The sequence below is a fragment of the Neoakkermansia glycaniphila genome (genome assembly GCF_001683795.1).
GTDB lineage: Bacteria > Verrucomicrobiota > Verrucomicrobiia > Verrucomicrobiales > Akkermansiaceae > Akkermansia > Akkermansia glycaniphila.
In genome coordinates this window covers 37,881-51,955 of sequence record NZ_LIGX01000002.1, presented here as the reverse complement: position 1 = coordinate 51,955, position 14,075 = coordinate 37,881, and the positions used below count along the sequence as shown (strand labels likewise).

The following is a 14,075-nucleotide window of genomic DNA, read 5'->3' as shown; positions in this document are numbered from 1 at the left end:
GTCAGGATTTCAGTAAACATGAGTCTGATTGGTTGGTTTTTCAAGGATCGTAGTGTGGGTGTATTCGAACCTTTTCTTGACAAACCCCCACAGCGGAAAATAGTTTCAAAATAATTAAATGTTTTGCGTTTTTCCTGTTTTTCAGGAAGGGAATATGTATTTTACATGAAAAAACACCCCCGGACTATCTATGAGCCCGAGGGTGTTTCCGTATGGATGCAGGGGGAGGAGATCAGTTCTGTTCGGCGGGGGCTTTGTCCCGCTTCTGCTGCCTTGCCGCCTTGGCGTCTTCGACCAGCACGGCGATTTCTTCTTCCGAGAGTTTTCCGTCGCCGTCCTTGTCATATTTGGCGACGACAAGGGATTCGATCAGGATTCCCGCTCCGGGGATCGGCTGTCCTGCTCCCTTGTGGGGAGATTCGCCGCGCGGGCCTCCTTCAGGACGTTCGGAACGCGGTCCTCTCGGGCCACGCTGGCCGTTGGCTCCTTGACCTTGACCCTTGGGGCGGTCTTTCTGCATGGATTCGCGCATGGCCTTGCGTTCGTCGTCGGAGAGTTTTCCGTCGCCGTCCGTGTCGAACTTCTTGATCATGTCTTCACGGTGCTGGCGAAGCTGCTGCTGGCGTTTTTCCTTCATCTTTTCGGTGACTTCGGGATGGTTCTTGCTCCAGTCTTCGCGCATGGCTTTGCGTTCGTCGTCGGAGAGTTTTCCATCGCCGTCCGTGTCGAATTTGGCGAGGATTTCGGCTTTTTTGGCTTCATGCATTTTTTTGGCGTCTTCCTGGACGGCCTTGCGTTCGTCGTCGGAGAGCTTGCCGTCGCCGTCCGTATCGTATTTTTCGAGAAGGAGGCGATGGCCGATGAGCATGGCGCCGGGAGGCAGGTTGCCTTTCGGAGCACGCTGGCCACGATGGCCTTTGGGGCCATGCTGCTTGGCATTGGAGGGAGCCGGCTGATCCTGCGGCTGGTCGGGGGCTTCCTGCGCCATCAGGGGAAGTGCGGCGCAGAGCGCCAGAAGGAACGTTTTTTTCATGTTGTATGATGTATGGGTTTGCGGTTTGGGTGAAGGAGCGTATCCGTTCATAGGAGGAAACCCCGCAGCGCACGAGCGGTTGCATTTTTGTGCGTGTTTTTCTTTCACCCGTCCGGCAGCCCCTGCAGCAAAGGGTATGAGGAGAAGCCGGATCAGGCTTCGGAGAAGTAGCGGCAGGCAAGCTGCCAGCATGCGATGAAGGAGTGGGCGAAGTCTTCCGGCCTGCGTTCGATCCAGTGGTCGATGAGTTCCGGAGCAAGCGGCAGGACAGCTTCGATTTCCGCCGCCGGGAAATGGATTTTTCCCGTGTAGCCGGCAAGGTAAACGGCGATATGCTCCCAGCCGGTTTGTGCGGTGGGGGGCAGGGTGCCGATGCGGATGAGGCGGGCATCTTCGATGCCGAGTTCTTCCTGCAGTTCGCGTTGTGCGGCGGTGTCGTAATCTTCTCCTGCATCGACGTGGCCCGCTGCCGATGAGTCCCAGACGCCGGGGTGGCGGTCTTTCCGGACGGAGCGTTTCTGGATGAGGCAATCCCTGTTTTTGTTGAAGACGATGATGTGGACGGCGCGGTGGATGAGGTTCTCTGCGTGGACTTCCTTGCGAGTGGCCTGTTTCAGGATGTGGTCCTGTTCATCGACGACGTCGAAGATTTCATCGTCTTTCTGGGCGATGGCCGCCAGCGGATTGGTGTCGTAGGCATTGGTGAGGTTGACCCACTGGGAGAGTCCGAGTTCTTCGGGGCGCGCCGTTTCTGCAGCTCCGATGGAGGCGGCTACGTTTTTCCACGGCGGGTTGTCCGGAAGCTGTTTGTGCATTTGCTTGCGCCTTTGGGAGAAGCAGCGGCGCATCAGTTCGTCCATGAGTTTCGCATCGAAGGGGGGCAGTTCTTTCCGGTCGCGCGGGGTGAGCAGCATGACGGTGGAGTCGATTTTGGGGCGGGGATGGAAGGCTTCGGGCGGGACGGTTTTGAGGGCGCGGGGCACCCAGTCTCGCTGGATGCGGAGGGAGAGCAGTCCGTAGGCATCGTCTCCGGGGAGGGCGAGGATGCGGTCGATGAATTCCTTCTGAAGCATGACGACGGCGCGGCTGACGGCGCTGGGCGAGGAGAGGAAGTTCTGAAGGATGGCTCCTCCGGCAGAGTAGGGGAGGTTGCCCATGAATTTGACGGGCTGTTCCGCAAAGAGGCGGCGAGGGTCCCATTCCGCGCCGTCGGCATGGTGGACTTCCACATGGGGATCGTTTTGCCAGCGCGTGCGCTGGTAGTCGGCCAGCCGGGCATCGAATTCGACGAGGACGAGTTTGCGGCAGAGAGGGGCGATGTGTTCCGTGAGTGCTCCGGTGCCGGGTCCGACTTCGACGACGCAGTCTTCGGGGCGGATGTCGAGCTGTTCGACGATCCATCGTGCGATGTTTTCATCGACGAGGAAGTTCTGGCCCAGTGATCTGCTGGGGCGTACGTCGAAGGTGTCGAGTACTTGTCGGATGTCTTTGGATTTCATGAGTCCGGAGATGGGATGCGGCTGGTGGATGAGGTCAGATGCCAAGCTTGGCGGCCCAATCGGTTTCACGGAAGCCGGGCAGGGCGTAGTTTTCGCCGACGAGAAGGGGGCGTTTGACGAGCATGCCGTTGGTGGCGAGAAGGGCGTATTGTTCGTCTTCACTCATGGTCGGCAGTTTGTCTTTCAATTCCATGGATTTGTAGAGGAGACCGCTCGTGTTGAAGAAGCGTTTGAGAGGGAGGCCGCTCATGCTGTGCCAGTGGCGCAGTTCCTGCTCCGTGGGGTTCTGTTCGACGATGTGCCGGGCCTGATAGGCGATGCCGTGGTTGTCGAGCCATGCTTTGGCTTTTTGGCAGGTGGTGCATTTCGGATATTCGACGAACAGGGGGATCATGCCCGGGATTGTATGCGGAAGCATGTGCCGGAGCAAGAGGAGAGTGCGTATGCGGAAGTTTCGTCCGGAGCGGCGTGCGTACAAAAAATCCCGGTCCGTTGTGCCGGGCCGGGAGGTGGTGTGCGAAGCCTGTTGCAGGGGTTATTCTCCGTAGAGGATTTCCCGGAGGGTGTATCCGGCTACGCAGTGGCGCAGGACCATTTGCGGGTGGCGCTGCATTTGGAATCGAGCCGGTTGTGGTTCCGGCGCCTTGGCTTCCGGTGCATCCGTTTTGTTGCCTGCATTCTTGTGCAGGATGTCGTCCGGTTCCTGTGTGGCGGTATTCTGTGCCGGGGTTGTTTTGTTGGCGAGCATGCTTTTTTCGAAGCCTTCGGGAAGCGGTGTGACGGGCGTGGGGCGAGGCGGCGTGTACAGAGTGGTGGTGGAGGAGACCATGCCGACTACTTCGCCGTTGTCGTTGTAGATGCCGCCGCCGCTGGAGCCGAGAGCGTAGTCGCAGGAGGCGACAAGCCAGGCGATGGGTTCGCTGCGCCTGGACTTGTTTTTATCGACGGTGTATTGGTTGTTGGGCGTTGTGCGGAGCGTGTAGCGCTGGACGAAGCCGCCCGTGTACATGTAGTAGTTGCCTTCCGGGTGGCTGATGAGGTGGAGGTTGCTGCCGACGGGAGCATCGGGGCCGACGGCAAGGGGCTTGAGTCCCTTGGCATCAATGCGGAAGATGGCGACATCGCGCAGTTTGTCGCTGGCGAGTACTTCCCTGATGGGATGGACCTGCCCGTTTTTGAGGTGGACGCATGCCCGGCCGTATTCGGGGAGGTTGTTCAGGACATGGTAGTTGGTGACGAGGATGCCGTCTTCGGAGGCGATCCATGCCGTGCCGGACGAGCGCATGTGCCAGTGGGGGCATTTGTTGCATTTGTAGCCGATGCCGACGACGGCTACGGATTCGCCCACTTCGTCATGGTTGGCCGGGCTTTGGCCGGTCGGGCGGGCGAGGTTCAGTTTTTTGCCTTCCACTTGGCGGAGCTGCCGGACGAGTGCGCCTGACGCCGGAACGGTCGAATCGTTGGCGATGGTTTCAATGCCTTTCAGCATTCTGTTGTTGACGGCCTGGTCGTCAACGGCTCCCTGGGGGATGGGCGCGGCATGGACGGCGGCGGCACACGAGATCAGTATGCCCACTATACAATGTTTCATACATGCTATGCTACAGGGCAAAGCATGATGCCGCAAGTCAAAAATGCCGGCGGTATTGTTTTACGGCAAGTCGTTCCCGCTGTTTGTTGGGGTATTCAACAGGGCGCGATTTCGCCGTAGAGGGTGAAGCCGGTGCTTTCGGTGATGCGCACGGGGACGATTTTCCCGATGAGTTCGCTGCCGCCTTCGATGATGACGGGTTTGTTCTGCGGGGTGCGGCCGGAGAGGCGGTCGGCGTTGGTTTTGCTGGGGCCTTCGACGAGGATGAGCTGTTCCGTGCCGACGAGGGCTGCATTTTTTTCGATGGCGATGGCGTTGACTGTGGCGAGGAGGTCCTGATTGCGGGCTTCCTTGACGCTCTGGGGCAGTTGTCCGTCCATGGCCGCCGCCGGGGTGTCCTTTCGCGGGGAGTATTGGAAGATGAAGGCGTTGTCGAAACCGATGCGTTCGACGGCGCGTTTGGTTTCGAGGTAGTCTTCTTCGGTTTCACCGGGGAAGCCGACGATGATATCGGTGGTGATGGCGAGGTCCGGCCGGGCTTCGCGCATGCTTTCGCAGAGAGAGATGTATTTTTCGTTTTTGTACGGGCGGCGCATGAGTTTGAGGATGCGGTCGCTGCCGCTCTGCATGGGGAAGTGGATGTGGCTGCAGAGTTTCGAGAGGTAACGATAGGCGTTGACGAGGTCTTCCCGGAAGCCGATGGGATGGGGGGAGGTGAATCGGATGCGTTCCAGCCCGTCGATGCCGTTGAGTTGTTCCAGCAGGCGGACGAAGGCGGATTTGCCGTCGACTGCGGGTTCGTCCTTGCCGTAGCGGTTGACGATCTGGCCGAGGAGGGTGACTTCCTTGATGCCCTGCCGGACGAGTGATTCCACTTCGTCGATGATGTCCTGCATGGGCCGGCTGCGTTCTGCGCCGCGTGTGGAGGGGACGATGCAGTAGGAGCAACGCATTTCGCACCCCTGCATGATGGAGACGAAGGCGGAGGAATGCCCGGTCTGGGCAAGGTGGTCGCGGATGGCGTTCTGGGAGCCGGTTTCCTCGTCGGTGTCGCAGACGCTGCTGCCCGCGAGGGAGAGGGAAAGGTCGTCCATTCTTCGCTCAAGTCTTTTGCGAAGGATGTCGTCCACATAGCGGAAGATGTGGTGGTATTTCTGCGTGCCGATGACGAGGTCGAGGCGGGGCAGGGCGCGGAAGAGTTCGTCGCCTTTGCTTTGGGCCATGCAGCCCATGAATCCGTAAACGACGTGCGGTTTTGCTTCGGGGCGGCGGGTAAGCAGTCCCATTTTGCCGAGTGCCTTGAGTTCCGCCTTTTCGCGGACGGAGCATGTGTTGATGAGGATGACGTCGGCCTCGTGTTCGCGGTCGGTCATGGTGTAGCCTCCATCGATGAACATGGTGGCGACTTGTTCGGAGTCGCGTTCGTTCATTTGGCATCCGTAGGTTTTAATGAAGACTTTAGGCATGGCGGGACGCGCGTGAGGGTAGCCGAATTCGGCCGGTAAAGCAAGGAATTTCGCGAAATGTACTGGACAAGCGTTTTTTTTGTGGTTCACTGGGTACAGCTTTGTTTCGATCCCGCCATGGATATTGCCGCTTTACAGAATCTGCTCCGTTATGTGTACCGTGATCCCGAATACCTGCGCCAGGCGCTGACTCATCCGAGTGCGGATAATCGGAAGGCGACGAATCTTGCCTATGAGCGTCTGGAGTATCTCGGAGACGCCGTGTTGGAGCTGGTCGTGAGCCGGGAGTTGTTTCAGGCGTTTCCCAAGGCCGATGAGGGGTTGCTGACGCAGCTGAGGGCTCGCGTGGTGAGCCGAGCCCATTTGGGCGAGCTGGCGAAGAATCTCGGTCTGGGGGGGCATCTGATTCTTTCCGAACATGAGGATCGGACGGGGGGGCGGGATAAGAATTCGATTCTTGCCAATACATTCGAGACTGTGATCGGGGCCGTGATGCTCGACGGAGGGTATGATGCCGCCCGCAAGGTTTCCCTGCGCCTGTTGCGCGACAGTATCAAATCTCTGTCGGAGTGCCCGAAGGATGCGAATCCGAAAGGGGAATTGCAGATTATTCTTCAGGCTTTGAACAGCCAGGGTCCCGAGTATATGACCCGCCCCGTGTCGCCGGACGTGGAGTTTCCTTTTTATTCCGAGGTTAGCTGGAACGGTCGCGTACTGGCGTCGGGAGAAGGACCCACCAAGCGCAAGGCCGAGGTGGAAGCGGCGGCGCAGGCGATAGCGTCGAAAGCATGGGAAGGCTGAAGGCTCCGGAAGGTATGGATATGGTTGGGAAGGAGTGTGTTCTTTTTCACCGTATTTGGTTGACAGTAGTTTCTTGTTCGGCTAGCATTCTTACGTTCTCAACGATTATTATGAAAACATTTCTCTCTGCATGCGCGGTTGCATCCGCTGTTTGTGTTCCGGCATTTGCTGCCGCTTCGCCTGATTTCGAGCGTGAGTATGCCATTTTTTCATCCCATTCCTATACGCCTGCCCAAGGCGCTCCCACAGGTCTGATTACCCAGATCGGCGGAGATACGGATACGCGTTCCCAGACGGTCGGCCTCTGGCTGGATCTGAATGCAACTTTTGCCAATAATACCTACAATCTGTTCAGCGCAACGACCGGCGCGGTAGGTAATCTGAGCGGGTTTGCGTTTTCTCTGGTGAAAGCCGATTCCGGTTTTTCCCTGCAGTACCAGTACGGTGTGGGTGCGAATCGCCTTCTGACGGCGAATATCGGCGCCGATTTGCTGACGGGAGGCTCCACCAAGATCGTGCTGGTGACGGAGAAGAGCGCTTCGGCTCGTACGGCTGCGCTTTCCCTGTATGTCAACGATACGCTCGTTTCATGGAGCGGTACGGGATGTGCCGCCGGTAATCAGAATACGGCTCAGGCATACACGAACAGTACGGCTCCGTATATCAATACCAATTTCAACGGATACGGATTATCGTCCATGACCATCGGCGCCAATGGCCTGCCGCTTTCCTTCGCGAAGGTTTATACCAGCGCACTGAGCGAAGCGGATGTGACGGCCATGATTCCCGAACCTGCTACGGCAACTCTGAGCATGTTCGGCCTGGCGGCTCTGGCATTGCGCCGCCGCCGCAAGGACTGATCGTCGCAGGATGAAGTTTCACCACAAAAAAGACGCTTTCGGAAGAAAGCGTCTTTTTTATTGGGGATGAGAGGTTGAGTGGATGTCTATGCCAGCGGGGAGAAGCGCGGATCTCCTTGCGCCGAGATGCCGATGGCTTCGATTTCGACGAGCCAGCCGGGGCGGCATACGGGCGCCTTCAACATGATATGCGGAATGTTTGCAAATTGCGTAGCCGCCAGTTCTGCGGCGACGATTGGAGCATCGGCCGTATCGCGCAAGTAGACGACGGCCTGTTTGAGGTCGTCGAGGGTAGCGCCCTGCCGTTCCATCAGGGCGCGGATGTTGGCGACGGTGCGGACGGTTTGCAGGGCGACGTTTCCCGGATGGACGATGCGGCCCTCGGGGTCGATACTGGCCGTGCCGGAGATGTAGAACGCGGAGCGGTCTCCATAGGTGATCCGGGTGCCTCGTTCGAAGGCGACGCCGTAATGGTGGGTGGCGGAGAGGTTGTCCGGAGCCTGCATGTATGCGATTTGTTCGCGTTGCAGGCCAAGGATGGAGAGCGCATCCATGCCGACGAGGGCGGAAGGTGTTTCCTGTTGCCCCTCAATGCCCGTGCTGGCGATGAAATGCGTGTCCGGCGTCATGCCGTGGCGCGCGAACCATGCGTTGCGGGCTTCAACGAGTCCGGCGTAGTTGTTGTCGATGTCGCGGCAGTAGAGCCATGTACGCACGGTGTCCCGTTCGACGCAGCCGCCCAGATGATCCAAATTCTTTTGTAGGCAGTCGAAGGCGTCAAGCGTCTGACCGTGGCTGCCTTGCCGGTTCGGTTCGGAGGCTGCCGTAGGGAGGATGGTGTAAGGAGAGAAGGCAAAGGCAAGGCCATGTGTTCCTTCGGTGCGCCGGCCTCCGTCGAGATGCCATGCTTCGAGAGCGAGCCGTGCGCCGCTGGCGGGAGGCTGGCCGATGAGGGAGATGCAGGCATCCATGTGCCGAAGCATGGGTCTGATGATGGCCGCCTGGTTGGCGATATCGCTGAGGTGGAGACGCAGAGTCAGGGTGTTTCCGCATCCTTGAGAGATGTCCGCATACCGTGTGAGCAGGGTTTCCGCTTCGGCGGCAAAGGTGCGGTCCGGCTGGGAGGTGAGTGAGAAGTAGTGCTCATCCGCTCCGGCGGATGAATGGTAGGTAGCGTGATTCATCGCGCAGGTTTTCCGTTACAGGGATTTGACGTATTGCAGCAGGAGGTCGAGCTGGTCTTCCGTCAGTTCGGCGTCCTGTCCGTTTTTCGATGTGCGGCTCCGCTGCCGGATGGCTTCGCGCAAGATACCCGTGCTGCCATCGTGGAAGTAGGGCGCCGTGCGCCATACTTCGGAGAGGGAGGGGATGACGACGGGTTTGCCTTTGTCGAGTCCGCTGGTGGTGCCTATGTCCACGGTTTTGCAGGTGGTGAAGTAGGGGTGCGGATGGCATGAGCTGCATCCGGCTTCGCGGAAGATTTTTCTTCCTTCGTCGGTGGGTTTGCGCCGCTGGAGCGCTGCGCTGTGGCATTGGAGGCAAGCATCCTGGCCGCGGGCGATGGCTCGTTCGATGATGGGGGTGTCGTCAGCCGGTTCGCCCATGCAGAAGGGGTTCGGTGTGACGGGCATGTGTTTGAGGTAGGCGTTGACGGCTTTCAGTTCGTCATCGCTGGCAGAGTAGCATTGGAAGCCGATGAAGCCGGATTTGACAGCTGTTTCCGCATCTTTGCGAATGCCGAGGGACATGACCGGAGCCCTGCGGTGGGAGAGGTACATGGAACGGGTGTTTTTGGGGTTGCCGAATCCGTCGTTGGGAAGATCCCAGTTGAGGGCGTCCACGCGTGCATCGGGATGGCAGCTGGCGCAACTCATCCATTTCTGGTAGCAGAGGGAGGCATCGTTGAAGTGCTCTTCGCCTTTTCTTCGCAATGCTTTCGGTGCGATTTGTTCAAGGAAGGCTTCTTCATTGGTGAGTTCGCGGGGAGCCGGAGCGGGGAGGGCATGGGAGGATGTTTCCGGGAATTCGGCGAGCGTGGCGCCGGCGAGGTTATCCGAGAAGTAGCCGGCTGCATAGGCCGTGTCGTTGTCCGCCAGAACGCAACGGGGGCCGTTCAACGGAAGGGGAACGCGCTGGCGGATGTTGTTGAGGAAGCCGAGCTGGTCCACGGCGGCATCCTTGGCCTTGTGTTCCGAGATTTTTTTGACGAGTGCGGGGAAGTCGATGATGCTCAGTTCATGCGTGCCGGCGTGGGTGACGATGAGTTTGCTGCCGTCCGGCGTGAAGGTGACTCCCCACGGGTTGGCGGCTCCTTCGTTGGTATCGTCCAGCAGGATGGTGTGCATGTCCGGCTGGTTTTTGTCGAGATTGGCGATGATGGTGACGGCGTTGGTGTTGACCCATCCGCGGTCGAGCTGGGTCGGCGGCGTGTGGAAGCGGCTGACGATATGGGTGACGGCCATGTATTTGCCGTCCGGGCTGGCGACGATGCCTCGCACTCCCTGCGAGCCGTTGGCCAGGCTGTATTCTCGGTTGAGTCCGTTCGGGACGAAGACAGTGAGGGTGGCGGCGGATTGTGCGCCGTTTGCCGAGCCCGTGGGGAGGTGGTTGGCGATCCAGATGTTTTTGTTGAAGTCTACCGCCATTCCTACGGGCTGGCTGCACCGGGCGATCCGTGTGGGTGTGAAGACGTTGCCCGCGAGCGGGAGCTGGATGACCTGATCCGCAAAGCGCGAAGCGATGTAGAGGGAGTCTCCCACGACGGCGACGGCGACGGGAGTATGGCCCGCCGGGTATTCCAAGAGGGTGTTGCCGCTGTTGAGGTCGATGGCATAGACTGCACCCGCGAGTGCGCCCATGGCGACGTAGGCCGTGTCGCCTTGAACGCACAGGGCATTCGGCTGGCGCGGGAGCAGGATGCTTTGGGTGACCTTGTCCTGTGCCGGATCGAAGATGTCGAGCCTGTTGGCGCCCGTTTCCGCGATCAGGATTTTGTTCTTCCACCAGGCGAGGGCCGAGGGAGAGAGGTAATCCTGAGCGTGGAGCATGGTGGCCATGCAAGCCAGCATCAGTATCAGGATGCGTTTCATTGTGCTGATCGTGGAGATGGATTCGGTTGTTGCCCGGCCAGGCCGGGCGGAGATGTTCAGTCTTCGATGACGACGCGGAAGCCGACGTTGTACACGCTGCGCCACGCCGGGTATCCCCAACGCCACGAGGAGGTGGCGCGTTCGGGGCGGTCCCTCCATGAGCCGCCTCGTACCGTGCGCACGGTGTCGGCATTGCCGGGAGCATTGCGGCCGTCGTCATCCTTGTAGGGGTAGGGTTTGTATTCGGAGCGGGTCCATTCGGCGACGTTTCCGATCATGTCGTAAAGTCCGTAGGCATTCGGTTTGAAGGAGCCGGCGGGAGCGAGCATGATGTGGTTATCATTGTATTTTTCGCTGCGCGGGACGAAGTCGAAGAAGCGGTCCGGGTTGTTGATGGGCTGCGGATCCACGCCGCGAACGGCGAGTTTCTTCAGCGAGACGTCGCCAAGGTTGGCGTAGGGCGAGAAGTCGTCCACGATGCTGCCGAAGTAGAAATCCTGCCCTGCCGTGTTGCCTCGGGCGGCATATTCCCATTGGGCTTCCGTCGGGAGGCTGACTTTTTTACCCGTTTTTTTCGAAAGCCAGCGGCAGAATTCCATGGCTTTTTCATGGGAGATGCGGATGACGGGGTTGCGGCCGTCGGTGTCCATGTCGTAGCCCGGTTTGACCTGATCCTTGTTGTGCATGTCGTACACGCCGTTTTTGTAGGATGGGTCGAACTGGCGGTATTGGTCGAGTGTGATTTCCGTTTCACCCATCCAGTAAGGTTTCGAGATAGTGCACTTCGTGCGGGGGAGTTCCTGCGGGGTTTCGTACCGGGTGGAGCCCATGGTGAATGTTCCGGCAGGGATGCGGCGCAGGTTCATGGCGACTCCGTTGCCGAGGTCGAGTTTCATCTGTTCGGGTTCTCCTGCGAGCTGGGCGGGTTTGTCGGTGACGGGGGCGAGCCTGGGCGTGTTCGGCGCGGCAGTGGAGGCGATGGGCGTTCCGGGTTTGTAGTCCGTGTCGGTGAGGGTGACGTAGTCGCGCTTCGTGGTGGTGAAGAGTTTCATGTAGTCGTACCTCTTTTTCATGAATTCGGCGTTGTGCGGGCGTTCGCCTTCCCATGCGCTGCGGTAGGGGACGTTCAGGTCGATCCATGTGACGAGGCGATCCATGTCTTCCTTGCCGAGTTTGACGCCTTGGTGTCCTTTGCTCAGGAGCTGGATGAGTTCGGAGGTGTCTGCCGTGAATTCGGCGGCGGTCATGTTGCGCCAGTCGCCTTCGGGGCCGTTGCGCCGGACGTAGGGATGCAAGGCCCAGTAGGATTTGCTGAAGGTGCCGATTTCGCTGCCCGTGCCGATTTTGGAGGTGTCTGCGAAGTTCGGGATGGTTCCGGTGCGCGGTGCGGGATAGGTGGTTTGGCCGTTGTGGCAGGAGATGCAGTTGCGGTCCAGCACGGGCTGGACTTCGGTCATGAAGCCGAAGGTGCGTGCCGGGCCGTACCATTGGTCGATCTGCCGGGGGGCCTGCCGGGAGGCTTCCGTGAGGCGTGCGGGAGGAGCTTCGTTCTGGCTTTCGTGGCAGCCGATGCAGCTGAGTTTTTCACCGGGCATGGCGGAGAACCAGCTGCGCATCTGGACGAGTTCCTTGCCTTCGTCGTCGAGCACCTGCAGGGTAAGGGGAAGGTTGGCCGGTACTTCGAAGACGGCGGAACCGTCCTTGTTGATAGGGGTGGTGCCGTACAGGACTTTGACGTCCCAGTTGCTTTCCATGCCCATGACGTAGTGGCCGCCGGTGTTGCGCGGGCTGTATTCGGACATGAAGACGCGGAGAGTCTTGGCCTTGCCTTCCGGTACGCCCTTGATGGCCCGACCCTGGTAGATGTCCGAGATGTAAACTGTGGCCTTGTCCGTGTCGAGCTTGACCTTGTCCGGGATGACGGCAGGTTTTTTCGTGGGCTGCAGCAGGCGCGGTTCCGCATAGATGCAGTACGAGGAGGCGGTGAGGGGGACGATGTTGTCGAATTTGTCGCACAGGACGATGTTCATGGACGGTTCGCCGGGGCGCAGGTTGCACGAGGCGAGGAAGTAGGCGTCGCTGAGCGGGCTCGGTTCGGCGAACATGGGGGTGCTGAGTCCGTTGACGAGCTGGTCCTTGATGATGTTGGGCACTTCTTTGCCGTAGCCGGGTATTTTCTGGACGGCTCCGTCCGTTTCGGTGCGGCCTTTGTTGATGTCGAAGATGACGAGTTCGCCGACGCGTTTTTCACCGTGGTGGCCGGAGACGATGCCGGCGAACATGCCGGGCTTGCCGGGAATGGCCTGGGCATCGAAGAGGCTGTTGGGCCAGTAGGAGTTGGAGCCGTAGTATTCCTTCTGGTCGGTGCCGTCGGGGTTCATGCTCATGAGGATGCGGCTGAAGTAGTGGGCGCTTTCCGTGTATTCCCAGCGGAGGAAGAGGACGCGGCCGTCCGGCAGCATGGTGGGGCACCAGTTGTTGTCCTGGTCGAAGGTGATGCGGCGCGCGTTGTTGTCCTTGCGGTCGAGGATGTGTGCGTTGCCGACCCAGTCCGATCCGGTGACGCAGGGAACGCCCTGGTAGCCGGAGGTGTTCATGAAGATGATGCGTCCGTCGGGCAGGTAGCAGGCGTCGGAGCTGTCGGTGTCTTCCGGCATGAAGGAGGTGACGTTCTGCGTGTTGCCTGTGGCGAGGTCGAGTTCGAAGAGGTCCCATGCGCGGCGTTTTTTGTCCGGGTCCGTCCATGAGGTGAAGAGGATTTTGCCACCGCCGAAATCGAGGTCGGTGTATCCGCACCATGTGTTGCGGGCGTGGAGGATATCGAGTTGGTTCGGCAGGGAATCCGTTCCGGAATTTTTGGTGTGGAGGCGGATGATTTCGCTCCGGTAGTTTTTGCCGTTGCCGGGCATGCTGGTGATGCCCTGCCAGTTGGCCGGACGATCCTGCGTGCGGTTCGTTCGGTCTCCGGAGAGGGCGTAGCGGCGGACGGCCATGATGTTTCCTTCGGACATTTCGGGGTTGTCGTGGACGAGCGCCTGAAGTCGGAAGGTGACGAGTCCGTTCAGCTTGTCCATGTCCTTGGCCTTGGCGGACCGGATGAAGGATGCCGGATCCGGGATTTCCTTGCGGTACCGGGCGAGCGTGGAGAGGTGTTCCTTGCCGCGTGCGTAAGTTTTGGAGTATTTGCGGGAGAGGTAGTCGATGGAGCGTTCCATCGCGTCGTAGTCGTAGTTGGAGGCCGCAAGTTTGAGTTTTTGAAAGCGTACTGCGTTTTGGATGTCGTTGGCGAAAGGAAGAAGGTCGTTCAGGGAGGAGATGTTGCCTGTTTTGTCGCGGGGAAGGCCAAGGATGTCCGCCAGTTTGGCTCCAGCCTGTTCCGGCTTGTCCATGGAGCCTGCCACGGGTGCAAGGAGGACGGCGGCATCTGTCATGCACAGAGCGTCGCCGAACAGGGCTGATTTGCTGTTTTGCGGCTGGGCGGCCAGTGCCTTGGAGGCGGCCTGGTAAAGCGCGGCCTGGGGTTTGCCTCCGTTTTTCTGCATTTCCTGCAGGGCGAGGCCGATCAATCCGACGACGGGATCGGCTTCGCGTATCCGCATGGAGGCAGCGGGGGCGCCGGCTGCTTCTTGGGCATGAAGGCTGGCAAGAGAGATGGCGAGCAAGGACGATATGGCGAGCAGAGATGCCGTGTTCATATGTTAAAGGAATACGAGGTAGGCAGGGAAATTCTATCGGA

At 59.4% G+C, this 14,075-nt stretch carries 10 protein-coding genes; 2 read left to right on the top strand and 8 right to left on the bottom strand.

Going from position 1 to position 14,075, the window contains the following annotated elements; translation table 11 throughout:
• Positions 1-232 precede the first annotated feature (232 nt).
• The 5 genes from AC781_RS00990 to miaB form a co-directional block, all read right to left on the bottom strand.
• Positions 233-1,033, bottom strand: a complete 801-nt coding sequence (locus tag AC781_RS00990; RefSeq protein ID WP_141675663.1) for an EF-hand domain-containing protein — start codon at positions 1,031-1,033, stop codon at positions 233-235.
• Positions 1,034-1,185: 152 nt separating this feature from the next.
• Positions 1,186-2,532, bottom strand: a complete 1,347-nt coding sequence (rsmA, locus tag AC781_RS00985; RefSeq protein WP_067772806.1) for a 16S rRNA (adenine(1518)-N(6)/adenine(1519)-N(6))-dimethyltransferase RsmA — start codon at positions 2,530-2,532, stop codon at positions 1,186-1,188.
• A 34-nt stretch (positions 2,533-2,566) separates the two neighbouring features.
• Positions 2,567-2,926 carry an arsenate reductase family protein gene (locus AC781_RS00980; RefSeq protein ID WP_067772803.1) on the bottom strand — a complete coding sequence of 120 codons (360 nt, stop codon included), beginning with the start codon at positions 2,924-2,926 and terminating at the stop codon, positions 2,567-2,569.
• 141 nt (positions 2,927-3,067) lie between these two features.
• A complete protein-coding gene (locus tag AC781_RS00975) occupies positions 3,068-4,123 on the bottom strand; it encodes a S1 family peptidase (protein ID WP_083076340.1) in 1,056 nt (351 codons plus the stop codon).
• Positions 4,124-4,218: 95 nt separating this feature from the next.
• Entirely contained in the window at positions 4,219-5,589 is a 1,371-nt protein-coding gene (gene miaB, locus AC781_RS00970; protein WP_067772056.1) for a tRNA (N6-isopentenyl adenosine(37)-C2)-methylthiotransferase MiaB, read from the bottom strand.
• Between the two features lie 117 nt (positions 5,590-5,706).
• On the opposite strand from miaB, the gene rnc reads away from it, so the two are divergent.
• Both rnc and AC781_RS00960 read left to right on the top strand, forming a co-directional pair.
• Positions 5,707-6,390, top strand: a complete 684-nt coding sequence (gene rnc / locus AC781_RS00965) for a ribonuclease III (protein WP_067772800.1) — start codon at positions 5,707-5,709, stop codon at positions 6,388-6,390.
• Between the two features lie 110 nt (positions 6,391-6,500).
• Positions 6,501-7,250 (top strand): PEP-CTERM sorting domain-containing protein, encoded by a 750-nt coding sequence (locus tag AC781_RS00960; RefSeq protein WP_067772054.1) that lies wholly within the window; start codon positions 6,501-6,503, stop codon positions 7,248-7,250.
• An 86-nt stretch (positions 7,251-7,336) separates the two neighbouring features.
• On the opposite strand, the gene AC781_RS00955 is transcribed toward AC781_RS00960, so the two are convergent.
• The 3 genes from AC781_RS00955 to AC781_RS00945 are packed head-to-tail and all read right to left on the bottom strand — an operon-like array spanning position 7,337 to position 14,034.
• A complete protein-coding gene (locus AC781_RS00955; protein WP_067772050.1) occupies positions 7,337-8,434 on the bottom strand; it encodes a Rid family hydrolase in 1,098 nt (365 codons plus the stop codon).
• 15 nt (positions 8,435-8,449) lie between these two features.
• Positions 8,450-10,339, bottom strand: coding sequence for a YncE family protein (locus AC781_RS00950; RefSeq protein WP_067772047.1), 1,890 nt, complete (start codon positions 10,337-10,339; stop codon positions 8,450-8,452).
• 56 nt (positions 10,340-10,395) lie between these two features.
• The gene (locus tag AC781_RS00945; RefSeq protein ID WP_067772044.1) at positions 10,396-14,034 is read right to left on the bottom strand and encodes an SUMF1/EgtB/PvdO family nonheme iron enzyme; all 3,639 of its coding nucleotides are present in this window, start codon (positions 14,032-14,034) and stop codon (positions 10,396-10,398) included.
• Between the last annotated feature and the right edge of the window lie 41 nt (positions 14,035-14,075).